At 35.9% G+C, this 26,702-nt stretch carries 28 protein-coding genes; 2 read left to right on the top strand and 26 right to left on the bottom strand.

Going from position 1 to position 26,702, the window contains the following annotated elements; all coding sequences use genetic code 11:
- Positions 1 to 16: 16 nt before the first annotated feature.
- The 6 genes from Gferi_RS26465 to Gferi_RS26440 form a co-directional block, all read right to left on the bottom strand.
- The gene (locus tag Gferi_RS26465; RefSeq protein ID WP_236932665.1) at positions 17 to 1,510 is read right to left on the bottom strand and encodes a sensor histidine kinase; all 1,494 of its coding nucleotides are present in this window, start codon (positions 1,508 to 1,510) and stop codon (positions 17 to 19) included.
- Positions 1,437 to 2,126 carry a response regulator transcription factor gene (locus Gferi_RS26460; protein WP_069981095.1) on the bottom strand — a complete coding sequence of 230 codons (690 nt, stop codon included), beginning with the start codon at positions 2,124 to 2,126 and terminating at the stop codon, positions 1,437 to 1,439. Before Gferi_RS26460 ends, Gferi_RS26465 begins: the two co-directional genes overlap by 74 nt.
- A gap of 165 nt (positions 2,127 to 2,291) precedes the next feature.
- Positions 2,292 to 4,187, bottom strand: coding sequence for a selenocysteine-specific translation elongation factor (gene selB, locus Gferi_RS26455; protein ID WP_069981094.1), 1,896 nt, complete (start codon positions 4,185 to 4,187; stop codon positions 2,292 to 2,294).
- A 13-nt stretch (positions 4,188 to 4,200) separates the two neighbouring features.
- Positions 4,201 to 5,607, bottom strand: coding sequence for an L-seryl-tRNA(Sec) selenium transferase (gene selA / locus Gferi_RS26450; RefSeq protein ID WP_069981623.1), 1,407 nt, complete (start codon positions 5,605 to 5,607; stop codon positions 4,201 to 4,203).
- A gap of 148 nt (positions 5,608 to 5,755) precedes the next feature.
- On the bottom strand, positions 5,756 to 6,799 hold the full coding sequence (gene selD, locus Gferi_RS26445; protein ID WP_083273891.1) for a selenide, water dikinase SelD: 1,044 nt from the start codon (positions 6,797 to 6,799) through the stop codon (positions 5,756 to 5,758).
- 63 nt (positions 6,800 to 6,862) lie between these two features.
- On the bottom strand, positions 6,863 to 7,489 hold the full coding sequence (locus tag Gferi_RS26440; RefSeq protein ID WP_069981092.1) for a helix-hairpin-helix domain-containing protein: 627 nt from the start codon (positions 7,487 to 7,489) through the stop codon (positions 6,863 to 6,865).
- Positions 7,490 to 7,643: 154 nt separating this feature from the next.
- On the opposite strand from Gferi_RS26440, the gene Gferi_RS26435 reads away from it, so the two are divergent.
- Complete coding sequence (locus Gferi_RS26435; protein WP_069981091.1) at positions 7,644 to 9,017, top strand: D-alanyl-D-alanine carboxypeptidase family protein; 1,374 nt, start codon at positions 7,644 to 7,646, stop codon at positions 9,015 to 9,017.
- Between the two features lie 56 nt (positions 9,018 to 9,073).
- Here the strand turns inward: Gferi_RS26435 and sdaAA are convergent, their stop codons facing one another.
- The 9 genes from sdaAA to nadD form a co-directional block, all read right to left on the bottom strand.
- Positions 9,074 to 9,961: an L-serine ammonia-lyase, iron-sulfur-dependent, subunit alpha gene (sdaAA, locus tag Gferi_RS26430; protein ID WP_069981090.1), complete on the bottom strand. Its 888-nt coding sequence runs from the start codon at positions 9,959 to 9,961 to the stop codon at positions 9,074 to 9,076.
- Positions 9,962 to 9,974: 13 nt separating this feature from the next.
- Positions 9,975 to 10,646 (bottom strand): L-serine ammonia-lyase, iron-sulfur-dependent subunit beta, encoded by a 672-nt coding sequence (gene sdaAB / locus Gferi_RS26425; protein WP_069981089.1) that lies wholly within the window; start codon positions 10,644 to 10,646, stop codon positions 9,975 to 9,977.
- Positions 10,647 to 10,747: 101 nt separating this feature from the next.
- A complete protein-coding gene (locus tag Gferi_RS26420) occupies positions 10,748 to 11,131 on the bottom strand; it encodes a RidA family protein (protein WP_069981088.1) in 384 nt (127 codons plus the stop codon).
- 10 nt (positions 11,132 to 11,141) lie between these two features.
- On the bottom strand, positions 11,142 to 11,756 hold the full coding sequence (locus Gferi_RS26415) for a helix-turn-helix transcriptional regulator (RefSeq protein ID WP_236932664.1): 615 nt from the start codon (positions 11,754 to 11,756) through the stop codon (positions 11,142 to 11,144).
- Between the two features lie 402 nt (positions 11,757 to 12,158).
- Entirely contained in the window at positions 12,159 to 12,509 is a 351-nt protein-coding gene (rsfS, locus tag Gferi_RS26410; RefSeq protein ID WP_069981086.1) for a ribosome silencing factor, read from the bottom strand.
- A 25-nt stretch (positions 12,510 to 12,534) separates the two neighbouring features.
- Positions 12,535 to 13,533 (bottom strand): calcium/sodium antiporter, encoded by a 999-nt coding sequence (locus Gferi_RS26405; protein WP_069981085.1) that lies wholly within the window; start codon positions 13,531 to 13,533, stop codon positions 12,535 to 12,537.
- Between the two features lie 129 nt (positions 13,534 to 13,662).
- Positions 13,663 to 14,895, bottom strand: coding sequence for an LCP family protein (locus Gferi_RS26400; protein ID WP_069981084.1), 1,233 nt, complete (start codon positions 14,893 to 14,895; stop codon positions 13,663 to 13,665).
- Between the two features lie 4 nt (positions 14,896 to 14,899).
- Positions 14,900 to 15,484, bottom strand: a complete 585-nt coding sequence (gene yqeK / locus Gferi_RS26395; protein WP_069981083.1) for a bis(5'-nucleosyl)-tetraphosphatase (symmetrical) YqeK — start codon at positions 15,482 to 15,484, stop codon at positions 14,900 to 14,902.
- Positions 15,485 to 15,495: 11 nt separating this feature from the next.
- Positions 15,496 to 16,149 carry a nicotinate-nucleotide adenylyltransferase gene (gene nadD, locus Gferi_RS26390; protein WP_156782496.1) on the bottom strand — a complete coding sequence of 218 codons (654 nt, stop codon included), beginning with the start codon at positions 16,147 to 16,149 and terminating at the stop codon, positions 15,496 to 15,498.
- 192 nt (positions 16,150 to 16,341) lie between these two features.
- Here nadD and Gferi_RS26385 point away from each other — a divergent pair, with 192 nt between their 5' ends.
- Positions 16,342 to 16,584, top strand: coding sequence for a hypothetical protein (locus Gferi_RS26385; RefSeq protein ID WP_069981082.1), 243 nt, complete (start codon positions 16,342 to 16,344; stop codon positions 16,582 to 16,584).
- 44 nt (positions 16,585 to 16,628) lie between these two features.
- Here Gferi_RS26385 and yhbY read toward each other — a convergent pair whose 3' ends face one another.
- From yhbY to Gferi_RS26325, 11 genes are all read right to left on the bottom strand, one after another.
- Positions 16,629 to 16,925 carry a ribosome assembly RNA-binding protein YhbY gene (yhbY, locus tag Gferi_RS26380; RefSeq protein WP_069981081.1) on the bottom strand — a complete coding sequence of 99 codons (297 nt, stop codon included), beginning with the start codon at positions 16,923 to 16,925 and terminating at the stop codon, positions 16,629 to 16,631.
- Positions 16,926 to 17,159: 234 nt separating this feature from the next.
- Positions 17,160 to 18,437 carry a GTPase ObgE gene (gene obgE / locus Gferi_RS26370; protein ID WP_069981079.1) on the bottom strand — a complete coding sequence of 426 codons (1,278 nt, stop codon included), beginning with the start codon at positions 18,435 to 18,437 and terminating at the stop codon, positions 17,160 to 17,162.
- A gap of 263 nt (positions 18,438 to 18,700) precedes the next feature.
- On the bottom strand, positions 18,701 to 19,003 hold the full coding sequence (gene rpmA / locus Gferi_RS26365; protein ID WP_069981078.1) for a 50S ribosomal protein L27: 303 nt from the start codon (positions 19,001 to 19,003) through the stop codon (positions 18,701 to 18,703).
- A 3-nt stretch (positions 19,004 to 19,006) separates the two neighbouring features.
- Positions 19,007 to 19,339, bottom strand: coding sequence for a ribosomal-processing cysteine protease Prp (locus Gferi_RS26360; RefSeq protein WP_069981077.1), 333 nt, complete (start codon positions 19,337 to 19,339; stop codon positions 19,007 to 19,009).
- Positions 19,340 to 19,354: 15 nt separating this feature from the next.
- A complete protein-coding gene (gene rplU / locus Gferi_RS26355) occupies positions 19,355 to 19,666 on the bottom strand; it encodes a 50S ribosomal protein L21 (protein ID WP_069981076.1) in 312 nt (103 codons plus the stop codon).
- Positions 19,667 to 19,776: 110 nt separating this feature from the next.
- Positions 19,777 to 21,291 carry an Rne/Rng family ribonuclease gene (locus Gferi_RS26350; protein WP_069981075.1) on the bottom strand — a complete coding sequence of 505 codons (1,515 nt, stop codon included), beginning with the start codon at positions 21,289 to 21,291 and terminating at the stop codon, positions 19,777 to 19,779.
- Positions 21,292 to 21,322: 31 nt separating this feature from the next.
- Positions 21,323 to 22,030, bottom strand: a complete 708-nt coding sequence (locus tag Gferi_RS26345; RefSeq protein WP_069981074.1) for a TIGR03936 family radical SAM-associated protein — start codon at positions 22,028 to 22,030, stop codon at positions 21,323 to 21,325.
- Positions 22,030 to 23,868: a TIGR03960 family B12-binding radical SAM protein gene (locus tag Gferi_RS26340; RefSeq protein ID WP_069981073.1), complete on the bottom strand. Its 1,839-nt coding sequence runs from the start codon at positions 23,866 to 23,868 to the stop codon at positions 22,030 to 22,032. The genes Gferi_RS26345 and Gferi_RS26340 overlap by 1 nt, the downstream gene beginning before the upstream one ends.
- A 111-nt stretch (positions 23,869 to 23,979) precedes the next feature.
- Positions 23,980 to 24,852 (bottom strand): M50 family metallopeptidase, encoded by an 873-nt coding sequence (locus Gferi_RS26335; RefSeq protein WP_069981072.1) that lies wholly within the window; start codon positions 24,850 to 24,852, stop codon positions 23,980 to 23,982.
- A gap of 17 nt (positions 24,853 to 24,869) precedes the next feature.
- Positions 24,870 to 25,619 (bottom strand): M23 family metallopeptidase, encoded by a 750-nt coding sequence (locus Gferi_RS26330; RefSeq protein ID WP_069981071.1) that lies wholly within the window; start codon positions 25,617 to 25,619, stop codon positions 24,870 to 24,872.
- A gap of 111 nt (positions 25,620 to 25,730) precedes the next feature.
- Positions 25,731 to 26,699 carry a polyprenyl synthetase family protein gene (locus Gferi_RS26325; RefSeq protein WP_069981070.1) on the bottom strand — a complete coding sequence of 323 codons (969 nt, stop codon included), beginning with the start codon at positions 26,697 to 26,699 and terminating at the stop codon, positions 25,731 to 25,733.
- Positions 26,700 to 26,702: the final 3 nt, after the last annotated feature.

The following is a 26,702-nucleotide window of genomic DNA, read 5'->3' as shown; positions in this document are numbered from 1 at the left end:
TCCTCTAGTGACTGTATTAATTGCCCATTCCAATGCTTTTGGGGAGCTTGATATAGAATATCGTACCTTTTCCTAACTCACTGTCAACGCTAATACTGCCTTGATGGAGTCCAATAATTTGTTGTGATATTGATAAACCTAAACCTGTTCCGCCTGTGCTTCTTGCTCTTGCTTTATCTACACGATAAAACCGCTCAAAAATATGAGGCAAGCTTTCTTTAGGTATTCCAATGCCATTATCTTCAATTTTTATCACAACATCTTCGTACTCAGAGTATAAAAATATATCTACCTTGCCGCCCGCAGGAGTATATTTAATCCCATTGGATATGATATTGATCAACGCCTGCTGGATTTTGATTTGATCTAATTTAATCTGTATTTTTTCAGTTTCTGTGAAAGTAATCGATATGTTTTTCTTATCTGCCAAAGGCTTCAAATTTCGGATAAGGTTTTCTATGAGGTAATTAACATATGTTACTTGATAATCCAGTTCTAGGCTGTTCTTGCCCAAATCAACCAGCCGCAGAAGATTTTCTATAATTCGGTTTAATCGATCTACTTCCGAATCAATATCCTTGAGAAATTCTCTATAAATACTTACATCAGCTTGGTTCTGATGCAGTAGTGATTCAGACAAAATTTTAATTGCACTCAAAGGCGTTTTGAGTTCATGAGATACATTTGCTACAAAATCCTTTCGCTGTTGTTCTACCAGTGCAAGCTTTGTAGTCATTAAGTTAAAAGCATTTCCGAGATTACTAAGTTCGTCGTTGCCTGTGACTTCTACTTTTTGTTCTAAATTTCCTTGATGCATCTTATTAATCCTATCAGTAAGTTTTTCTATAGGAGAAGAAATAACTTTAGCAAATATAAAACTGATGAGTCCAGTAATGAAAATACTTAGCAGTGATAGCAAAGCAAATCTTTTCATTGTACGTGCAATATTTTGATGGATTTCCTCTACTGAGGAAGATATTAAAACTACCCCCTGGATTTCCCTTCCAAGAAAAACTGGTACTGCCACATAAATCGTTCTTCCATACTTTTTTAGATTGTGTAATCTGGCGTTGCTTTTACCTTGCAGGGCTTCTTGAACTTCCAAGTGATCTAATTTCTGCCCCGTTAATACATCATAAGAGTCACTGATTACAATTCCTTCTTTATTTAATAACATAACTCTCGATTTTATCTCTTTACTGAATCGCTTCATTAAATCAACTAAAGGCTCGTAATCATCATTCTCATTGAATTCCCGGATAGGACTGATAATGCGATCGGCTATAATATTTCCCTGCGCTAATAAATTCATCTTTTTTTCTGTCACATAGTTGATACGCATACTTTCGCTGATAAAAGAGTTGATCAATAATAGCGTCAGGATAATCAATAATAAATAGGTGGAAACCAGTTTCCAACTAATGCTAATAAATCTTCTATTTTGCCCGAAAATAGTAACCAACTCCCCACTTGGTAAGTATGTATTCCGGTTGGCTAGAATTTTTTTCAATCTTTTCTCTCAGTCTCCTAACATGAACATCTACCGTTCTTAAATCACCAAAATACTCATATCCCCATATAATCTCCAGAAGTTCTTCTCTACTGTATATTTTACCTGGGTTTGAAGTCAGCAAAAGCAGCAAATCAAACTCTTTAGCGGTAAGGTTGATTTCTTCATTCCGAAATATTACTTTTCTTCCTAGCGTATTAATAGTAAAATCCTCAATTTTTATAACACTAGTCGGTGAAACATGTTCTGTATTTTGTACCCTTCTAAAGATCGCTTTGATTCTTGCCTTCAACTCTAAAATATTAAATGGCTTCGTTAAATAATCATCAGCACCATACTCTAGCCCTAATATTTTACTGGTATCCTCTCCTTTGGCAGTGAGCATGATAATGGGTACCATGGATTGTTCTCTAATTTTTTTACAAACTTCCAGTCCATCTATCTCAGGAAGCATTAAGTCCAATATAATCAAATCAAAGATATCTTCCGTTGCCTTTTTTAGCGCCTCTTTGCCGTCCTCAGCAGTCTCGATCTGATAGGATTCTTGTTCAAGACTATATTTTAAACCTTTTAACAAAATTGGTTCATCATCAACGATTAATATTTTGTAGGTCATTTAATCACCTCTTAATATATATTATTCCTTTTTTGGAATAAAAAAGTCACCTTTAAAATGTATCCTCTTCAAACAAAAATTTTACAATTTGTAACAGTATTCGTTATTTTAATCATACTGTTTTTTCTTTTTTTTTGCAAGAAAAAAGCTGTAGTTCTTCTACAGCTAATATAATACCCTCTTTTCATCAATTCTTTTCGTTATTTTATTTTGATCGAAGTTTTCGATCAATGGCAGTGCATATTTTCTGGTAGTATGAATCAGGTCTCTGAATTCCGAAAGGGTTATTTGTCCATTTTCTTTTATAAACTGCTTTAACATTTCTTTTGCTTTCTCATAATTTTCTACATGCAATAGGATATCCTCATTGATTTTGATAAGTTGTTTCTTTTCAATAAGCGCTTCTAATACTTCTCTGTATTTTTGCTCATTTTTTTTACTATTTAGAAAATCTTCAGGTGCTGGTGTTTGAAATTCCCTTTCTAAGTACAATCGGTCTATTTCTTCTAAAATTACTAATTGTTCCGGTGAGTACTTAACCTCAAAATCAGCCAGAGCTGTGAAATTATTATGCAATCGAATGATTTGGTTGTTTTCAAAATGCTCTAGCAATTCATCATATAATTTTCCTTTTATTTTAATCTTTAGCTTATTTCTCAATTCTTCTTTACCCATGCCTATTTTTAATGGATTACTATTATGGTAATTTTGAAGTACTTTAATTATAGAATCTTCCAGCTTTGTAAGATAATCAATGTGGACTGGTACTGTACCGGAAAATTTTCTGATGATTCCTTTTTCTGTTAGTTTATCTACGATAGCCAGTATTGTATTTTCACTCAATCCAGTTTGTGTTGCATAAAAACCTATGTTTGCAAAGGCATCATTAAAACGTAAAATTACTTTCTCCAGGATTTGTTCGGGGCTGCCCTCTTCCTTTACTTTTAATTCTTCTAAGGTGTCTGCTTTGAACCGTTTATGTTTTATAGGATTTGGTTCTAAAATAACTCCGCCTCCAAGGGTCTCCATGGGAGAGTAAAAGCGAATTACAAAGTGGTCACCTCTCTTCGCTACAATGGATTCCTCTAATCTTAGCTGGGCATAACAACTTTCTCCAGGCTTAATTTCTTCGCGGTCCAGTAATACGACTCTACAAAGCACTTCAGCTGTACCATGATATAAACGGAGACGATCTCGATTGTCGATGATCCGCTCTGCATGTTTGAGCATATTTAGCTTGACATCAAGCATCATGGTTTCTTTCATGGAATTCTGTTCAGCAGCAACATTTCCTCTTAGTATATCTTCTTTTTTAACCCCTGATAGGTTAATCGCTACACGCTGTCCTGCATAGGCAGATTCTACTTTTTTACCGTGCACGTGAAGATTTCTTACTTTAGCTGTTAATTCTTGAGGATATATAGTCATTTGATCCCCCTCATGGACACTACCCTCAATGAGTGTTCCTGTTATCACCGTACCAAAACCAGACATTGTAAAAACTCTGTCAACCGGGAGTCGAAAAGGTATAGATGTATTTTTCTCCTCAGTTTCTTCTGTATAAAAATCGATTCTTTCAACCAGTTCTTTTAAACCCTGCCCTTGCGTTGAAGATACTGCAAGCATGGGAGCATCTCTTAAAAAGGTATCTTTTACTTTTTCACGAATTTCTTCTTGTACCAAACTTAACCATTCTGGGTCCACAAGATCTACCTTCGTTAGCACAATAATGCCTTTTTTAACTTCTAATATAGTTAAAATATCCAAATGTTCTTGGGTTTGCGGCATAAAGCCTTCATCTGCAGCGATAACCAAAAGTACAATATCGATTCCGCCAACCCCGGCCAACATGTTTTTTATGAATTTTTCATGACCTGGCACATCAATAATCCCTGCCCGCCTGCCGCTAGGCAGGTCAAAATGGGTAAAACCTAAATCAATGGTAATGCCTCGCTTCTTCTCTTCTAATAAACGGTCTGTATCTGTACCCGTAAGGGCTTTAATTAATGTTGTCTTACCATGGTCAATATGACCTGCAGTCCCTACAATTACATTCTTCATTTTGATCTCCCCTTTAAGTCCTCAAAATATCGGCAAAAGCTTCTAACACTATATCGAATTCCTCTCTCTTTATGGTTCGACAGTCAAATAGTAAATGATCATCACTGATTCTAGCTATAATAGGAATGCTCCTATTTCTCAATTCATTTTCTATTTGATTTACGGACTTATCTAAGGGCTTTAGAGCAATTAAAAGAGTAGGTAATTCTTCTAACGGCATAGCGCCACCCCCTACTTGAGATACCCCTCTTTCAATTCTTACATCATGTTTCAAGTCTAATTGCTTTATACTGTGCAGAAAGAGTTTCGCTTTTTCCTCAATTTCTTGAAATGGCATCGTTAACATATGCAGGGTTGGAATTTTCCTAATGGCACTTTTTTCATCCAGATAGAGTCTCAATGTTGCTTCTAAAGCTGCTAAAGTAAGCTTATCTACTCGCAAAGCCCTTGTCAGCGGATTTTTCTTCATAATATCTATATATTTCTTTTTACCAACAATGATTCCTGCCTGAGGTCCCCCTAATAGTTTATCCCCGCTAAAAGTAACAATATCTGCCCCCTCAGCAATACTCTCCTGAACGGTAGGTTCTTTCGCTAATCCATATTTAGAAAAATCAATCAAAGTACCGCTGCCGATATCTTCAACTACTGGTATGTTATATTTTTCTCCTAATGCAACCATATCTGATAATAAAACTTCCTGTGTAAAACCTAGTATTTTATAATTGCTCGTATGTACCTTTAGCAATGCTGCTGTTTCCTCATGAATGGCTCTCTCATAGTCTAACAGATGGGTTTTATTTGTGGTACCCACTTCTTTTAGACGGGCACCACTCTGTTCCATAACTTCCGGAATACGGAATGAGCCGCCGATTTCTACCAGTTGTCCTCTAGATACAATTACTTCTTTGTTTTTAGCTATAGCTCCTAGTACCAATAACACTGCAGCGGCATTGTTGTTAACGACCATGGCGGCTTCTGATCCGCAAAGCTTGGATAGAATTCCTTCCACATGTGTATAACGGGAACCGCGGGAACCTGTTTCTACATTAAATTCCAGAGTAGAATAGTTTACAGCTGTATTCCAAACCTCGTCCCTGATTTCATCACTCAGCAGAGAACGTCCTAAATTTGTATGTATGACTACACCCGTAGCATTGATCACCCTCTTTAAGTTCATACTGTATGCACTTTCAACCTGATGAGCGATTCGTTGAATCAGCCTGTCTTCATCAAGACAATAGCAATCTATTTCTTCATTATTTAATCCAATAATCTCTTGTCGTATCTCTTCAATACAAGCTCTGACTGTATCTACGATAATTGTCCTCGGAAATCTTTCAAATAGTAAATGTATTCTTCCTTCATTAAGCAATTCATCTACCTTCGGTATTAGACAGAATAAATCTTTCTTATGCAGCACACAAATCACTCCATATTCCTTATATTTTACTGTTCTCAAGTATTACCTATATTCGATAAAAATTATAACACAAAATCATATTTTGAAAAAAGTATGATTCCAAAGACAGGATTGAATAAATAAAGCACTGTTTTCAGTGCTTTATTTATCGTATGATAATATCCCATTGTTTTTTTGTAACAACCTCTCCAACAATCGCAAAAGGTAAATCTAGAGAATCCTTTAAAAGATCTGCTAAAGCCGATGCGTTTTCCTTGTCAACCGCGATTAATAAACCTCCAGAAGTTTGTGGATCATACAAAATATCTTCCATCACTTGAGATAGATTTTGGCTCATATGCACTTTTTCTTCGATATATTTTTTATTTGCATAGGTACCTGCGGGAATCAATCCCATTTCAGCGTATTGTACAGCTCCTTCCATAATGGGAATTTTCTCACTTTCTATAATTAAAGAAACAGCACTGGCTTTTGCCATTTCATAGGCGTGGCCAATGAATCCAAAACCGGTAATATCTGTGCATCCATTTGCGCCAACTCTTTGCATTGCTTTAGCGGCATGATTGTTCAGCGCAGCCATACTCTGCATTAGCGTACTTATTTGTTTGTCCGTCAGCATTTCAGCTTTTAAAGCTGTATTTAATATCCCTGTGCCTAAGGGCTTTGTTAAAAACAAGATATCCCCTGGCCTTGCACCGGCATTGCTTACTACCTTTAATGGGTGAACCAAACCTGTTACAGAAAGTCCATATTTTGGTTCATTATCATCTACACTGTGTCCGCCTACCAACAATGCCCCTGCTTCCGCTACCTTATCTGCACCGCCTTTAAGAATTTGTGTCAATATATCTAAAGGTAAACAAGTAGGAAAGCATACTATATTCATTGCCATAATCGGTTCTCCGCCCATTGCATAAACATCACTTAAGGAATTGGCAGCAGCAATCTGTCCATACATATAAGGATCGTCTACTACTGGGGTGAAAAAATCCAAAGTTTGTATAATTGCAGTTTCTTCATTTAGTCGATACACAGCCGCATCGTCTGAAGTATCAAGTCCGACGATCAGTTTTTCATTTTTAATTTTCGGTAAATGGCACAAAACTTGTGCCAAGGTCTCAGGACCTATTTTTGCAGCTCATCCTGATGTTCTCGACATTTCGGTTAATTTTTTATGTTGAATATTCATCATTTTACCATCACCTCCACACCATCATAACATAGTGCAAGAATCAATGTCATCTTTTTTCAATCAGCGTACTGAAATATAATCTTTTATTCCTTCAAATTTTTTATCACCAATTCCAGAAACATTTTTAATCTCATCAATGGTCTTAAATTTTCCCTTTTCATTTCTATATTGAAGAATTCTTTCAGCTAGTACCTTTCCAATACCGTTTAGAGCTTCTAACTCTGCTTGTGTCGCTGTATTAATATTGGTTTTTCCATTTTGTGCAGATAAATTTTCCTGCTGGACTTCTACATTAGCTGTATACTCAATTTCCCCGGCTTCAGGAATATATACTTGTTCTCCATCCTCAAGGATTCTTGCTAAATTAACTTGTCGTCTATCTGCTGTGGGCAATAAACCTCCTGCAATTTCTACTGCATCAATGATTCTGCCGCCTTCCTTTAATTTGACTACCCCTGGTTGTTGTACTGCACCGCATATATCTACTATGATAAACCGTTCCCGCTCCTGCTCCGGTTCATTTGCGTCTGTTTCTACAATATTGGAACCCTCAATTGCTTGATCTTGATAGAATTCGATGGTTGGTTTTTGAGATCTCAATAATATATGTTTTCCGATCATAAAGAAGATCATGCAGGCCGCTAAAGCACCAATGATAATGTATTCTCTTTTAGATAATCTTACCATATTTTTCACTCCTTTACCTTTCTTTACCAATTCTCCTTTTATTTCGGCATTCCTCTTTCTACTAAAATTTTTAATTTTAATTTTCTCTTAAATTTTTTGTAATTTTTTGTTATACTAATAAAAGCAGATATTATATCGACTACGAGGTGAATTCATGAAGAGAACAACACTTTTTTTATTTTTAGCGGTTATCTTTTTTATAAATACATTTGGTGTTCTGCCAAGTCATGCCACTGTTCTTTCACCAGAAATAACCGCTCCAAGTGGTATATTGATAGATGCAGCTACAGGGGATGTTCTCTATGAAAAGAACGCCCATGAAAAAATGTATCCAGCCAGTACAACAAAAATCATGACTGCAATTTTGGTATTAGAAAATAGCGATTTGCAGGATATCGTTATTATTGATAAAGATACGCCATTTACAGATGGCAGCAGAATATATGTATTAGAAGATGAAGAGTTTACTGTAGAACAGCTTTTATATGCATTATTGGTTCAATCTGCAAACGATGCTGCTGTTGCATTAGCCAAGCATGTGTCGGGAAGTGTTGAAGCTTTTACAGCCTTAATGAATCAAAGGGCTAAGGAATTAGGTGCAAAAAACACAAACTTTGTAAATCCTAACGGCTTGCCCAATGAGGCCCATATAAGCACTGCGTATGATCTGGCAATGATCGCAAAACACGGTATGACAATACCTGCTTTTCGTGAGTTTGTCAGCACTGTACGCTATGAAATTCCTCCTACCAATAAGCAGCAGGAAACACGGCATTTAAGAAGTTCAAACCGTTTTCTATGGGGTACTGGAGGAAATAACCGAATTAACTATCGGGGAAAGTGGATAAATATCAAATACGACATTGTAGATGGAATTAAAACAGGCTATACACTGCAAGCCCAACAATGCCTTGTTGCATCAGCGATCCAAAATGATCATCGTGTAATCAGCGTAGTCTTAAAAGCTCAGAACACAAATATCTATTTAGATTCCAGGACACTAATCGACTATGGATTTGAAAATTTTCATTTTGAAAAAGTTGTTGATGCAAATGAATTTATTGAGAAAATACCTATAAAAGGCGGCATAAAAAAAGAGGTTAATCTCATAGCTGAGAATGTTTTTTATAAAGCAGTTCCAAAAGGTGAGACGATTAACAGCATAACAAAGGATGTTGTGTTAAGAGAGGATCTTTCTGCCCCTATAGAAAAAGGCGAGCGATTAGGAAAAATCGTATATACCTCTGAAGATCAGATTATCGGAGAAGTAAATCTAATAGCGGAAGAATCTATCGCAAAAAAAGAAGGCCTCTATGCTGCTTTTCCTTCTGCTCAACGAAATAATATTCCTTTTTCTTATTTCATTGCCGTACCCCTTTTTGCCTATCTTCTATGGAGAAGCTTCGTAACCATTCAGCGCAGTAAGAAAAGGAAAAACAGAGGATTATCTGCAAAGAAAAATCGAAAAAAATCTTATGAAAATGACCTAACGGATATTAATTTTTACTATTACGACAAGCGAGATTAAATAAAAAAATGATGGTTGTTGCCATCATTTTTTTATTTTGTAATTTGAAAATTTTTCTATTTTTGTTCTCCAAATATTCTTTTTTGTATTTCTAAACCCGTAGGTGTAGCTGCTAAGCCACCTAGTGCTGTCTCTCTCAGTTCACAAGGCATCATTCTGCCCACGCGATACATTGCTTCTACTACCTCATCAAATGGAATGATGCTTTCTATTCCAGCTAGAGCTATATCCGCAGAGATAAGCGCATTTGCTGTACCAATCGCATTTCTTTTAACACAAGGTGCTTCTACCAATCCGGCGATTGGATCACACACGAGTCCCATGATATTCTTTATCGTTATCGCCGCCGCGTGAAATGCCTGTTCAGGGCTGCCCCCCATTAGCTCAACAGCAGCAGCTGCAGCCATAGCAGCTGCTGCGCCAGTCTCTGCCTGACAACCCCCTTCTGCGCCAGCAACCGTTGCGTTTCTTGTTATAATATATCCGATTGCAGAAGCTGTGATCAAGCCCCTTACTGTTTCCTCATCACTTAGTTCGAAGGACTCTGCTACAGTAATCAATACACCAGGTAAAATTCCACTTGATCCGGCTGTAGGGGCAGCTACAATTTGTCCCATAGCTGCATTTACTTCCAGCACCGCCATGGCACTGGCAACCGCTTTGTTCATTCTATATCCCGATAATGTTTTATGGTTTTCATATCTCTCTCTAAGTTTTTTCGCATCTCCACCCACTAAACCACTAACGGATTTTACATCCTCATATAAACCTTTCCTTACAGCATTTTTCATAATCTGCAAATTATCCATCATATAGTGGATGATTTCGTTCTTTTCTTTTCCTGTAATCGCGGCTTCTCTTTCTAACATAACTTCCCATATTTTTTTGTTGTTTTGATTGCATAGATCAATACATTCACGGCCATTGTTAAATTCGAAATCCATTCTTCCACTCCCTTTATAAAGCATCAATGAGGTATACGCTAATAAAGTCTTCGCCTAAAGCTTTTGTTTTGCCAATCACTTCTTCGTTTATGCTATTATCTGTTTCAATAATCATAAAGGCATCCTTGCCCTTACTTTGACGAAATACTCTCATAAAAGCTATATTAATATCATATTCACTTAATATCAGTGACACCTTTGCTATAGCTCCTGGTTTATCGATGTGTCTTATGAGAAGTGTTGGATATTCACCAGTAAATTCTACATCCAAGCCGTTGATCCGAAAAACTTTGATATTTCCACCACCTACTGAAGAACCTATCACTTCTGTAGTTTTCCCACTTATACCTTTCATAATAATTTTTACAGTATTGGGATGGACTTCTCCTAAATCAGCTTCAACAAATTCAAATTTAATTCCTTTTTCTAAAGCAATTTCCATGGCATTTCTCAAATTCTCATCGTTTGGCTCCATACCTTGTATTCCCGCTACTAAAGCGCGATCCGTACCATGACCTTTATATGTTTTCGCAAAGGATCCATGAAGATAGAAGGTTACTTCTGTAATCTCTTCTCCTCCAATTTTTCTTGCAACTTTACTCAACCTTGCTGCGCCCGCTGTATGCGAGCTGGATGGACCTATCATCCTTGGGCCGATAACATCAAACATGCTGTAATTTTTCATTTTCTCACCTTCTTTGGATAATATACTCCTATACATTATTTGCTTTTATTGCCATAATCCATTCATTAAAAAAGTGGTCATTTCACATGACCACCTTATCTTTATTTTATCACAGCTATAGCTTCAATTTCAATATTCGCATCTTTGGGCAATCTTGCCACTTCGACACAGGACCTTGCAGGTTTACCTCCTGGAAAATAATTTGCATATACTTCATTAATTTTTGAAAATTGATCCATGTCCTTAATAAATACGGTTAATTTTACAGCTTGCTCTAAAGAGGAACCAGCCGCCTCCAATATAGCCTTTACATTCTCGAGGCATTGTCTTGTTTCAGCCTGTATATCATCTGTAAGCAATTCTCCAGTTGCAGGGTCTACAGGCAGCTGACCTGATGTAAAAATTAAGTCTCCTACTCTTACCGCTTGGGCATAAGGTCCAATTGCTGCTGGCGCATTTTGGGTTTGTATCATTGTTTTATTCATATGAAACCTCCTACTTTGTATTTACTCTAATTTCATCTAAATAGTTATAGATGGTATATCTTGAAACACATAAAACCTTCGCAACGTAATCTATAGCCCCTTTTATTAAGAAAGCTCCCTGGTCATCTAATTTTTTTACAATCGTAACTTTTTCGTCTTTATTCATATACGCTACAGGTTTACCGATATCCTCCAACGTCGTTGCCACAATATTAGACAGTACATCATTAACGCTGTTGGAAACATTTTCACGCAACTTTGTATCTTCCTTATCTTCCGTCTGCGTAATCTCTTGAATGGCATTTTGAGCTACAATTAGTTCAGACATATCAAAGTTAATACAAAGGCAACCAATCACATTTTCGTTTTCGTCCTTTATAAACATCGTACTAGATTTTAACGCTCTACCATCGGTGCTTTTTCCAGTATAATTAATAATATTATCTTCAGTATGCCCTTTTCTTATTGCTTGTAGTCCTACTTCAGTCATTGGACTACCTATGCTTCTACCCGTAACATGACCATTTTCGATCGCAATAATAGAACTTTGAAAATTATTAAAATCATGAAGTACGACTTCACAATTTTTCCCAAAAGTTTTTGAAATGCCCTCCACTATCGGCATTATACTCCTTAAAATTGGATGTATTTCATTAGTCATTTCCCCACCCCTTTATCTTATTATTCAAATGTTTTTGTCTTATTGGAATTTTATATACAGTAATTATTTGATACATCCATAATAATTTTTGTATAATTTAAAATAACATGAGCTTTTCTAAAAAACTTTTTCGTGCTTTTCATAAAAAAAGTACCCTGATCAGTTCTAGTCCCATCAACGAGACGAGATATCTCTCGTGGTACTATATTCAATAGGACATTTTTATTGCCCTAAATCTACATCCCGGCTAAAAGAATCTACAAATCGCTTATAGCTTGTCTCTAAATTTGAAGGTTCAATATTATTTTGAAATGTACTAATATTTTAACAATTCACCAATTAATAATTATTATAATTAGTTAATTTCTATATGTCAATACCTAATTGTGTGGCATCTCTCCAAACTCTCTCAATACTGTAAAAACTCCGTTGCTCCTCAATAAAAATGTGTACAATTACAGTGTTATAGTCCATGAGAATCCAAGTACCAGAATCATAACCTTCTTTATGGTTCAACTCAAAACCCTTGTCCTTCATTTGATCTTCTATTTCATCTGCTATTGCCTTTACATGTCTTGTAGAAGTACCGCTTGCAATTACAAAATAATCAGCGAAGCTTGAAATCTGTCTTATATCCAATATAACGATATCTTGACCTTTTTTAGCATCAGCAATTTTTCCAATTTCAATAGCCATGTTTTTTGTTTCTCCTATCATGAACACCCTCCTGCATCTTTTGTATTTAAAAGGTTATATAATACAACATAAACAAATAACTAATATAGATCGAAAACAGCAAAAAGCCATGCATTCTGTCAATCATTCTCTTATATGAGCCACAAAGTACTAGAATCAACATCAACAGCAAGGATACGGGTATATCTAATACGAGGGTTTGTGGTACATTAACCAAAACATGGTCTAAAATGTGCATATCTCGTGATGATATCATAAGCCCCTTGCCAGAAAGTAGAGAAGACGCTCCCAGTACCATAGTTAGATTTAGAATGTTGGCACCGATAATATTTCCTATAGAAATACCCATATGTCCTTTGACCACTGCTGTAATAGATGTAATTAATTCTGGCAGTGAAGTACCCAAGGCTATCAATGTCAGACTTATAATTTGCTCTGGTATATTAAAAATATTCGCAATCGTCACACCGTTATCTACCAGCAGTCTAGCTCCCAGTATAATCATCCCTGCTCCCAAAATAAAGTTAAAAATATTCTTTATGACTAAAGGTATCGTTACGCTTTCTTCTGATTGATCAATAGCTGAAGCATTCCCCTTCAGTTCTAAGATATTTACTATTATATATAGAATTAAAATCATTAGCAACATATATCCTTCAAATTCATCAACAATAAAGTCACTGGCAAAATAGTAAAAGATCACCAATACAGCTACCATGAGTAATCCTTTAAAGCTGAAAAATTTTCTTCTAATAGCAACTGGAGAAATGATTGCACAGGTACCAAGAATAAGTCCCATATTGCATATCGTAGAACCAATCGCATTTCCAATAGCCATTTCTGTATAGCCCTTAGCAGATGCAATGGTTGAAACAAAGAATTCCGGTAAAGTAGTAGCTAGACTGACTAAAGTGGCCCCAATTATAATTGTTGGGATTCCAGTAACAATGGCCATCCATATAGCGGATTCTACGAACAAATCTCCACCTTTTATTATTATAATCAAACCTAAAAAAAACATCACAAATACTATTATATTGCCCATAGAATCCTCCTTTAAAACTTTATCAATAATATATATACAGGTTGCCTACTGAATATACTAGTTTTGTAAGTATAGGATTTACGGGCTTTTCCAGATTCAAATATAAAAACCACTGGCATCAGCCAATGGTTATTTTTTATAATCGCTGCCTACTATAATCGTAATGTCAGCCTCCGCCTGAAGATATATATCTTTTTCAACATCTTTTATGTCTAGTATTTTTGCTATTTTCTTAGCCTCTGCCATTTTATTCTTTCTGTCGTAGATGTGGGTTTGGCTGTATTTGATGCCTTTTATCGTATCTACATTGACGATATTATACCCTTCGGCTTTTAATTTATTCGATACATCCGTAGCTACACCGCTGATTCCTGAGCCATTTAATACTTCAATGGTAACATCACTTTTAAATTCACTGAGATCTTCAACTTTGTTTACCGGCTGGGTATTTTCTAAAGTATTCTGGAATAAATCCGTCATGATTGTTTTAATTTTATTGGTGTCAGGGATATAATAGGATACTCCGCTAACCATTTTAGGTGCTCCGGGAATTGTAAGCATTTCAATGTTATCCATACTTACCCCATTCGCTTTTAATGCATAGGCAGTTATGGTGGATACTGGCATATCTGTCGCTACATAGGTGCTGAAAGTTTTCGCGATTTTAGGCAGTTTAATAATGGTCTGGGGTTCCAACAGCTTGTCTGCCAAAGCCCTCATAAAGGTTTGCTGCGCTTTGATTCTACCCAAGTCTTGATCCGCATATCCTTTTCTAAAGCGTACAAACTGCATCGCTTTATCCCCATTTAAAACCTGTACACCCTTTTTTAAATCGATTTTTAAAGGTGGATCTGCTGTTGGATCACTATATTTCATATTCATAGGAACATCTACTTCCACGCCGCCTAAATCGTCTACAATCTTTCCTAATGCCTTATAATCCACCCGTACATAATAATGGATCGGAACCTCAAGTAAATCCTTAACGGCTTTTATTGCTAAATCTGGGCCACCATAAGCATGCGCATGGTTAATTTTATCCATTCCCTTTTGTCCTCGGATTACCACTCTCGTATCCCTTGGGATAGAAATCACATTAACTTTTTTGGATTTAGGATCAAAGGTAGCCAACATAATTGTATCGGATCTTGCACCCTGACTATTTTTCACATCCTTGGCATCGACACCTAGAATTAATACATTAACGGGTTCGTCCTTTTCCGGTAAATCTTCTCCTGTTTCTCTAGGGGTATTTAGGTCGTTTCCTGCACTGAGGCTATTGAGAAAAATATATGCACCTGCACTAAAAACGATTACAAAACAAAAAAAGGATATCAGTAGAACCTTAAAAAACTTTTTCACTCTCTCACTCCTGTTCAAGTCCATCTTGCCTCAATAGAAGGAAATTTCTTGCATGAATCGTATCCACATGCAATAATTTACTCTTTTTGATCACATAATAGATCGTATGTTCTAATGCCATTAAAGTAGCTCTATCCAGATTGGATGAAGCCATCGCACGCAGCTGATCCACTCCATCGAAATTTCTTGAGGGTTCAATAAAATCAGCTAAATAAATGATCTTATCTAACATTGTCATATTGCTTCTACCCGTCGTGTGGTATCTAACGGCATCAATGATTTCCTCGTCATGAATACTAAACAAGCTTTTCGCCAAAGCTGCTCCAACTGCCCCATGTAACAGCTCAGGATGGAATTTTGTAAGATCATCAATTATTATATCAAATTGTGCAGCATGTTTCAATAACTGCTCAATAGATAGATCTTTGGCGCAGTCATGAATTAAAGCTGCAATACTTGCTTTTTCAATAGACGCCCCATATTGCTTGGCTAGCTGGATCGCAGTTTTTTGGACGCCTAAGGAGTGTTGGTATCTTTTTTCTGTAAGCATTTCTTTGATATGATTCTCAATATATGACAAATCTTTCATTATATCTCCTCCTAGCGGTAAAGACCGTGTTTATAGATATAATACTCTACAGATTCCGGTAAAAGATACTTAATAGATTGTCCTTCTCTAACACGGCACCTTATATCTGTCGATGATATTGCTAATGCGGGTACATCCATTTTTCGAATGGATGAGTTATACTTATGTTGTAATTGCTGTATCTTTTCTTCTAAGTTCGGAGACTCTAATCCCGGGCGCGTTGCAGCAATAAAATCACACATAGTTACAAGAACCTCTACATCCTTCCAATTTTCTATATCACATATTGCATCAGCTCCTGTAATAAAAAACAACTGCACATCTTCTGAAAATATCTTCTTTAATTTTGTTAATGTATGAATCGTATAAGATATTTCGTCTTCTTCCATTTCGATTTTTGAAACTTCAAAAAACGGATTTGTTACTGTAGCCAGTAATGTCATAAAATATCTATGCTTGCTATTGCTAACGTCTGCATCTAGTTTATGCGGTGGATTTCCAGCGGGAACAAAAATAATTTTATCTAATTGATACTCACAGCGAATTTGTTCTGCTATCACTAAATGACCATAATGAATGGGATCAAAGGTGCCACCCATAATTCCTACTTTTTTAAAATCGCGATTTTCACGTTGAATAATGTCAAGTGAACTGATCGAAGTCATATTTATTCCTCCAAGGTAAATTATCTGATCTTTATTGTAATTATATTATATATAATTGTATGGTTTTGACAACAAAAAAACAAATATTCCTTTTTTTACGATAAACGGATTCCTTTTGTATATTTATTTTTCTTCATTAAAAGGAATTTAATTACTTTTCTAGAATAGTTTATATATCAGGAGGTTGGTGATATGGTGAGACAATCAAAAGCATATTGCGAAAGAAAATATCTTGTTGATCTAAATCCTTTGTCAAAAACTATTCATGATCTGGAAAATAAAAAACAAAGCTGTAATATAGAAAAGATTATAGATCCCTACATAAAGATGTATGACACAAAATCTCAAGTCATCTTTCATATATTAATGTATCCCGAATTTCAGTTTTGCAAATGCTGTATGCGGGACGATTATAATAAAATTCATACGAAATAAAAAGCTCAGTTGATATCCTGAGCTTTTTATTTTGTGTTATATATTTAAGACCTCGGCACCTCTATTTTAGGATTTTCCTTAGACTTCCTATATAGAACAAATTTACTTCCAATAGCCTGTACAAACTCTGCATTTGTCAACTGTGCAGCTTCATTTGCAGCTTCCTTTGAATCCAGAAGACTGTTCTCTAATACATGTACTTTAACAAGCTCTCTTGCCTCTAAAGCACTATCTAATTGTGCAATAAAACTATCAGTAATACCGCTTTTACCAATTTGAGTAATCGGAGTTATTGTATTCGCAAGTCCTTTTAAATAGCTTCTTTGTTTTCCAGTTAGCAATTGTATCCTCCTCTATTAAACCTCAATCTCTTTTCTGAGTTTTCTTCTATGAATTTCGTAGTTTTTGCTTCCTTTTTTCCATCCACCCCTAATTTTATCCTCTAAAGCCTGTGAATTTTGGGATTCATTAATGACAAAATCATTTTTTTCTAAACAGAAATATGCAGGTGATCCTTGTTTGCAGTTTTGGCAGTTAAAACAGCTCATATGAAATCTTTGACCTCCATCTCATCATTAATCATAATATTCAAATTCAAAATCATAAATTTTCACTGTATCGCCATCATGAATACCTAAGGCTTTCAGTTCATCCACAATACCCCTCTTTCTAAGAAAGTTTTGAAAATATCTTAATGAATCCATATCACTTAAATTGGTGGAATACATCAGTTTTTCTACTGGTTTTCCTTCTACAACATAATAATCGTTTTCCCTTCTAACGATGATCTGATTTTTCTCTTGTTCATCTAGCTTATAATATTTAAAGGTCTCTTCTTCTTCATATATAGGTTCCTCTTGTATTTCATCCAATCTATTCGCCACATAACGAAGCAACTGTTCAATGCCTTCTTTCGTTGCAGCAGAAAGAGGGAAAACTTCATATCCTTGTTCTTCTATTGCTTTTTTAAATTTATCAAAATTCTCTGTATCAGATAATAAATCTATTTTATTGGCAGCCACAATCTGAGGTTTTTTAGCTAGTCTTTGATCATAGTGTCTTAATTCGTCATTGATCTTATTAAAATCTTCTAGTGGGTCTCGCCCTTCTATGCCTGATACATCAACAACATGAATCAATAGTTTTGTTCGCTCAACATGTCTTAAAAATTCTAATCCCAATCCAATACCTTCGTGGGCCCCCTCAATTAAACCCGGTATATCTGCCAATACAAAGCTCTTTTTATCGATTTCTACGACTCCTAGATTAGGTGTAATGGTAGTAAAATGGTAATTGGCAATTTTAGGCTTAGCACTAGTAGCGATTGACAAAATTGTGGATTTACCAACGTTTGGGAATCCAACAAGTCCAACATCAGCCAATAATTTTAACTCTAAGATTACCCATCTTTCTTCAGGATGTCCTCCACTCTCTGCAAAATTCGGTGCTTGTCTTGTAGCAGTGGTAAAGTGTACGTTTCCCTTACCCCCTTTACCACCCTTTGCAATTATAGCACGCTGCCCAGAATCCGTCAGATCAGCAATAATAAGATTGGTCTTTTCATCACGCACGATTGTTCCTGGTGGAACCCGCAGGATTAAATCTTTGGCATCTTTACCAAACATTTTTTTCCCTTTACCGTTTTCTCCATCTTCCGCGATGTATGTTCTCTTGTAGCGGAAGTCCATTAGTGTCCTTAAGCCTGCGTCCACTTCAAAGATCAAATCTCCTCCGTCACCACCGTCGCCACCATCCGGGCCTCCTGCAGGAACATATTTTTCTTTTCTGAAAGAAGCAGAACCATCTCCGCCTTTCCCTGCCTTTACAAATATCCTTGCCTTGTCTACAAACATTATATATCACCCTTAACTATGTATTCAATATATTTTTATTCTCCAAAAAACAACAAGTTTCATGTCATCAAGCAGTTTAACTTACTTCATTTTCTAATAAATTTATTATATCAACTGCATATGGGCTGTCAACAGCTTTATTTTATATTTACTTATGCTTTTATATGTATATATTCAACCTATCAGCAGGAAATTATTCTATATCCATAATAAGATTGATGAACCCAATAAAAAATCCACGCTTTAATTGCGTGGATTTTTTATTATTTAGCAACTGCTTCTTCTTTTTCGTATACGCTTACTTGTTTCTTATCTTTACCTTTTCTTTCGAACTTTACAACACCTTCTACCATAGCAAATAGGGTGTCGTCTCCGCCCTTACCTACATTATTTCCAGGGTGAATTTTGGTTCCACGCTGTCTTACCAATATACTTCCGGCAGTTACCAATTGTCCGTCAGCTCTTTTTACGCCAAGTCTTTTAGCTTCACTGTCACGACCGTTCTTGGAGCTACCTACCCCTTTTTTACTTGCAAATAGCTGTAGATCTATATGAAATAGCAACATTCTCTACACCTCCTCATCACGAAGATCAATATATCTTCCATACATCCCTTGTGTCCCTTTAATGCCGATGTACAGCGTATCTAGTATAATACGCGCCTTTTCTCTCTGATCGGAGGAAAGGTCATCGGGCAGCTTGCAGAACACATGGCCGTCATTCACTTCATACATTATGTCAATTTCAGCAATTTCATGCAGCGCTAAAATCGCAGTTTGTGCTAGTATGGATATACTTGCACAAACGATATCTTCACCACGCTCCGCGTAATCTGCATGTCCTTTTACTAAATAACTAATGATGTTTTTTTCTTGATCTCTTGTAACTCTAATAATAATCATAGGACTTCACAAGCCTTATCCATTGATTTGTTCGATTTTCACCTTTGTATACGGTTGTCTGTGTCCTTGTTTCTTTCTATAATCTTTCTTTGCCTTGTACTTGAAAACTATAACTTTCGGTCCTTTACCATTTTCAACTACAGTTGCAGAAACCTTAGCGCCACCTACAACCGGTGTTCCAAGAACTAATTGGCCATCTTTGGAAACAGCTAGAACTTTATCAAATTCTACTGTGTCACCTTGGCTTGCTTCTAATTTCTCAATGAAAAGCGTGTCTCCTTCTTGGACTCTATATTGCTTACCACCAGTTTCAATAATTGCGTACATCGTTACACCTCCTCTAACCAGTCTCGCCAAATCCCAGGTACGTTTCCGTTTGCAACCCGATTTGTGCGGCTACCTACGAATATAAATAATATCATAACAGTTGTTAAATGTCAACGTTTTACTGTCAATTGTTCCCTATATAATAAACTATTAATCTTCTCTATACTCCCCATGGATCGGATAACTAATTCTTCTGGGGCATTATCCTCTACACTCTTAATAAATATTTTTATACCAATCTCATTTTCTAATATTTGAATATGCTGTTCTTCTTGTTTTAAAGCATTATACACAAAAGGATTTACCTCTACCAGCATTGCTTCTGCATTTGTATGCTTAGAAATCCTTTTTGCTTCTCTCTCTAATTGATGAATCCAGTTATGTTCTGAAAGAACTCTTCCTGAACCATCACAATAGGGACACTTTTTTTGAAGTACAGAGCTGATTCGTTGTCTTACTTTTTTTCTTGTCATCTCCAAGAGTCCCAGCTGCGTTATGCCTAATACATTTGTTTTGGTCCTATCATTTGCCAATGCCTGCTGCAGTACTTCCAAAACTGATTTTTCTCCATCAGGATGACTCATGTCAATAAAGTCAATGATAATAATCCCGCCAATATCTCTTAATCGCAGTTGTTTGGCGATTTCTTTTGCAGCCTCTTTATTGATCTTCAAAACTGTATCTTCTAAATCTACGCTTCCTACATATTTACCGGTATTTACATCAATAGCAGTCAATGCTTCAGTTTGATCGATTACAATATACCCCCCGCTTTTTAACCAAACTTTTTTGGAAAGTGCATTTTTAATCATAACCTCAATGTTATAAGTATCATATAAATCTGTTTCTGCCGCGAAAAATTCTACCCTGCTTTTTAATTGAGGAGCAATCCATTCTACCAGTTCTAAGATGGTATCATATTTTTCTTTACTATTAATAACAAACCGGTCAATATCGTTTGTAAACATATCGCGAACCGTTCTTTGCAATAAATCAAGGTCCTTATAGATAGTTTTTGGCGCAAAACCTAAGTATTTTTCTTTTTCAATTCGCTGCCATAGTTTAATCAAGAACTTCAAGTCTTCTTTCAAGTCCTTCTGCTCTTTTCCTTCTGCAGCAGTTCTTACGATAACGCCCATATTATTGGGTATAATTTCTTCCATTACTTTCTTGATACGTTCTCTTTCATTTTCATCTTTGATACGCCTAGAGACGCCAATGTAATTTACATAAGGCATTAAGACAAGATATCTGCCTGGAAAAGTTAGATGGGTTGTAACTCTTGCCCCTTTTGTTCCAATAGGTTCTTTAGTCACTTGTACAATAATCTCTTGTCCATTTTTCACAACATCTTTAATAGATACTTCTCTCGTAGATTTACTGTCGCTTTCGGTATAATCACTGGGAATCGCATCTTTTACATAAAGAAATGCATTTTTTTCTAACCCGATATCTACGAAAGCAGCCTGCATACCAGGCAAAACATTTGTTATTCTCCCTTTGTAGATGTTCCCTACCATTCTTCTATTACTTTCCCGTTCAATATAAATCTCTACCAAATCGCCATCTTCTAGCAAAGCAACTCTAGTCTGATTTAGACTGGCATCAACGACTATTTCCTTCATTCCACCAATCCCCCTAGGCATTAATTATGGCTTACACTATAGGTGTCACCATCTTTCCATCTACCATTGCATAAAGATCCAATCGATGAATTCTTGTTTTTTCTATCTCTAAAGGGATTTGTTCATCTACTGCTAATTTTTGTATAACAACTTCAGGCTTTAAGTTCCCTCTGCTTCCTGTTGCCAATACCATTTTCAGCATCAGCTCATCTTTTTCAATAGAAAATAATTCCAACTGATTAATGTATGTTCTTATGTTTATTTCTTTCTTATTATCATTATTCCTTTTACCTGGTTTCTTAAGCACTAAAATTTCCTCTAAGGATAAAAAATGGTTGATGCTATTTTTAATCTGTTCTATTTCAGCACTTTCTTTTAATCTTACATTTACCAGATAAGACGCATATTCAATCACTGCCATTATGGATTCAGATTTTTGCTCCATATATTTACATTGAAGTATTCTCATTCCTTCTGGGAGTACTTGATTTACTTTTGATTTAAATACATCCAGATCAATAAAGCTTTTGATCTCTACATCCAAGTATTCTCCCTCACTGGAAACACCTACGGATAAGGCTGTCGCAAAAGTAAGCTTTGGATGAGGATTGAAGCCTTGAGAATAGACCATAGGAATTTCTGCCCTTCTAAAAGCTCTTTGCATTAGTCTCACAAGATCCAAGTGAGAGATAAATTTCATCATATCTGTTTTTGTGTATCGTGCTCTAATTTTATACATTAGCAAACACCGCCTATCAAGCCTTGATTAATTCCGCATCCTGTACAATTCATTCTGCAATCCTGCGTTAAGATCCCTTCTTTGGCTTTTTCAGATTCGTTGATTAAAAATTGTTTTCGAATACCTGTCTGTATATGATCCCAAGGTAATCGTTCTTCATATTCTCTTCTTCTAGATGTATAAAAGTTTGGATCAAGTTCCGATTGTATAAAAGCATTCATCCATTGTTCGTAATTAAAAAAATCATTCCATCCGTCAAATTTACACCCCAGCTCCCAAGCTTTAATTATAGCTTGTCCTACTCGTCTGTCGCCCCTTGCAAAAACTCCTTCTAAATAACTGGTCTCTGCTTGATGATAACTATATTTTATATTCTTATGCCTTAATTTGTTTTTTAAGTAATTTTGTTTCTCTTTTATATCCTCTAGGCTGTTCTGCACTTCCCATTGGAAAGGGGTAAAAGCCTTTGGAACAAAGGAAGATGTACTGATGGTAACTGTCAAACCCTTATTTCTTTTTTCCTTAGGGACCTTATAGTAGGTTTCTACAACACGGTGGGCAAGGGCTGCAATACCATCTAGATCTTCGTAGGTCTCTGTAGGAAGTCCAATCATAAAATAAAGCTTTATATTGCTCCATCCCATTGAAAATGCCTTTTCGACAGTACTAATCAAATCTTCTTCTGTTACACCCTTATTGATCACATCTCTCAAGCGCTGGGTTCCCGCTTCCGGAGCAAAGGTTAATCCGGTTTTTCTTACCTTTTGTATTTCTTTGATTAATTCCATTGAAAAAGAATCCAATCGCAAGGATGGTAGCGATATGCCAACCTTTTCTTCTCCATATTCATCAATAAGATGTCGTACCAATGTTTCCAATTGGGAGTAATCGCTTGTACTGAGAGATGCCAACGATAATTCTTCATATCCTGTATTCTTGATTAATTCATCTGCCATTTTTTTTACTTTATCTAGAGATCTTTCTCTTAGTGGACGATAAATCATTCCTGCTTGACAAAATCTGCATCCCCTTGTACATCCTCGGAAGATTTCTACCATAGCACGATCATGAACAATATCCATAAACGGAACAATCACCTTTTCCGGATAATAGATTTCATCCAAGTTTTCAATAATTCTTTTTGTGATTTCCCTGGGATATTCTTCGGAAAGTGGAAAAAAATCCGTTAGCTTACCTTCTCCATCATACATTGCTTGATAGAAAGCTGGAATATATACGCCCGGTATCTTTACAATATGTTCTAAGAAACTATGGCGACTCTTGCCCTTCTGTTTCCACAGTTTGTATTCTTCGACGATCTCAAGAATTACCTCTTCAGCTTCTCCGATCACAAAAATATCTACGATCTCTGCCAATGGTTCAGGATTATATGAGCATGGCCCACCTGCAATGACAAAAGGATCATCCTCCCCCCGCTCGAAACTTCTTAGCGGTATATGTCCCAAATCCAGCATGTTAATAATATTCGTATAACTCAACTCATATTGCAAAGTAAATCCTAAAAAGTCCAACGCTTTTATTGAACTATGGGTTTCTAGTGTGAAAAGAGGAATTTTATTATCTCTCAATTGCTTTTCCATGTCTGTCCAAGGCGCAAAAACACGTTCACAATAAACATCCTCTTGCTGATTCAGCAGATTATAAAGAATATGCATTCCGAGATGCGACATGCCAACCTCATAGATGTCCGGAAAAGCAAATCCAAACCGAACTGAAATTTGATCCATTTGTTTTACTATACTATTAATTTCTTTTCCTATGTAACGGGATGGTTTTTCAACATTGTACAGCAATTCCTCTAAAACAGCTTTATTCATCATTTGTCCTCCTAATCAAAAACAATCTTATTCCTATTATTTGTATCCTTTTGTAGTTAAATGCAACAATACTAAGATTATATGAAGCATAACTATTTTATCATTTTACACTTATCTTAACAACTTATCCAGGGTAACATTTGCACCATACTGTATCATACCCTCAAGCATCTGATTTTCTGTAAGTGTTCCTACAATATTACATCTCGTGTCCATTACTGTAATAATATGATATTTTCTAGGAAGAAACTGATTCATTACCTCCTTTACAGAAGAATTCTGAACTGCAACGAGGTGCTTTGTTTTTAGAACGCCTTTAGAAAGAAGATATTGCTTTTTTTCAGTAATATCCTTCATAAATACAAAAGCTGCCATATTATATTCTCTTTGGGCTGCAACATAAATAAAAAGAGCTGCACAAGATAATATGATATTAATAGGATTATATTTCATTATATAGAAACCGAATGCAGCTAGCACCACACAAAGGATTTTAGAGATCCATAGACTAATTTTTGTAGCTCGTTTAAAGCCAACAAAGTATGCAAGGTATGCACGTAAGATTCTTCCACCATCCAGTGGAATGACCGGCAATAAATTAAAAAAACCGATTACTAAATTTGCCATGATAAAAAAGGTTATCAAATCATTTGTCATCGAACAAAGTACAGAAAATTGATAGCCTATCAAAGCTAATAAAAAACTAGTAAAGGGTCCAGCAGCAGCTATGATAATCTCCTGCCATGGATCTACGCCTATATTCTCTGTGAGTTTTGCTACACCTCCAAATGGGAAGATTTCAATATATTCTACATGATATCCGAAAAGATAAGCTGCTATTGTATGTCCCCACTCATGCAAGAAAACTAAAAGGAAAGAAATGATGGCATTTTCAACATATCCAAAGAAAAAAAAGAAAATAAACCCAATGCATAGCAGTAGGTTCAAACGAATTTCGATGTCATAAAGTTTTAATAACCGCATCGAATAAACCACCTTTGTTAAAGTGTTATTCTATCAAATTGTATATATTGGGTTGGATCCACTACATCTCCATCTATCCAGAGCTCAAAATGGAAATATTTTTCTTGTTCACTTTCCCCAACATTGATAATACCAATTTTCTCACCCTTTTCTAATTTGTCGCCTCGCTGAACAGCAATCTCGGAACAATTTGCATATAGCGAAATGATATTGTTACTATGTTGAATCTGAATATACTTTCCTAATGTGCTGCTTTCTCCAATTTCTATCACTTCACCATGTCCAATTGCAATAATATTTTGTCGTTGGTTTGGCTCTATATCGATTCCTCTTTGAAAGGTTTTTATATTTAGTACTGCATCATAGCTTTCTCCATAACTTGACATGATTTTTCCTTGAATAGGTGGAACGAAGGAAATATTCTCTTGAATAGGCTTTTCGCCATTCCGAAAAACTGCAACCGCTTTTTCAGGAAAATTAGGAATTTCCTTCGCATAGCGAATCGCTTTATTAAAAGAACCTCTAAAATCCATGCTTTCGATTAAAGATGTTTTAATGGCTTCCGTTGCTTTATTCGTTATCGGTAAATTAATTGTCTTTAGTAAAATTGCTAAAAGTACGAGTATAATGCAAATAACTACCTGGCTTAATAACTTTTTATATAAAGTCTTTCCCCTATTTTGTGTTCCCGGATAACTGTGTGTATAGTTTGGATAAGATGTTAGCCTTGGTTTATTTACATTTATTCTTCCATAGAATCTGTTCATAATTACCCTCCCTTTGTATTCTATGATAATAATATATTTTGTCTGGAAAGTAATTATTACAAAAGGACTAAAACTGTAGATAGCTTTAGTCCTTTTCCTTTTATAAGATTACTATTTCACTCTGATTGCCATTTCATCTATAAGTTTATCTAATATGATCACATTCGGGTGGTTCGGCAGATGTCTTAGCGTCTGCCTTGCTTTATGATAATATTTTCTCTCAAATTCTTGCGTATATTTTATGCCTCCAGCCTCTTTTACGAAGCTTATAATCTCGTAGATATCTTTATGCTCTAAGTTTCCCTTATCTAATAAGTCTAAGGTTTTCTTCCTAAACAAATTGTTTTTTAGCGTATACAATAAAGGCATTGTGTAGACTCCTTCTAGAATATCACTGCCAACTGGTTTTCCTGTAGTCTTTACATCGCCCGTAAGATCAATCAAATCATCCTTTAGTTGAAAAGCCGTTCCTATAGACATTCCATACCTTCGCAAACTCCGAATCATTTTTGGACTGCAGTTTGCCGTTTCAGCCCCTACCTGGCAACAAAGAGCAAACAGGAGAGCTGTCTTATACTTAATTCTCTTCAGATAGGTCACTACAGAACCGGAGCTATTGTATTTTGCAGCATGCTGCTCGATTTCCCCTTCACATATAGACTTAATAAACCTAGATAGATGAGTAACCTTTTGCCCTCCATCTATATGGGATACTAGTAAAAATGCTTTACTAAACAAATAATCTCCCGTGTATACGGCAATATCTTTCCCATACTTTGACTGCGCCGTTTCAACGCCTCTTCGTACACTCGCATTGTCAATAATATCATCATGAATCAAAGTCGCTGTATGAAATAATTCTAAAGCAGCTGCTAGGGTAGTCACTTTGTCACTTTCGTACTGCCCGAATTGAGCGGATATAATTGTTAGGGCAGGGCGGATTCGCTTTCCTCCTGCTTGAATTAAGTCCATAGAAGCATCTTGTACAATTTTTCTTCTACTTTTTACTGTATCTGTCAAGATTTCTTCTACTTTATCCATCTCTGTTTGAATATGAGGATATTTACTCCAGTAGCTCATCGT

The organism is Geosporobacter ferrireducens, from assembly GCF_001750685.1.
GTDB lineage: Bacteria > Bacillota > Clostridia > Peptostreptococcales > Thermotaleaceae > Geosporobacter > Geosporobacter ferrireducens.
The sequence above is the reverse complement of the archived record's forward strand: the minus strand, read 5'-3'. Positions and strand labels throughout refer to the sequence as shown.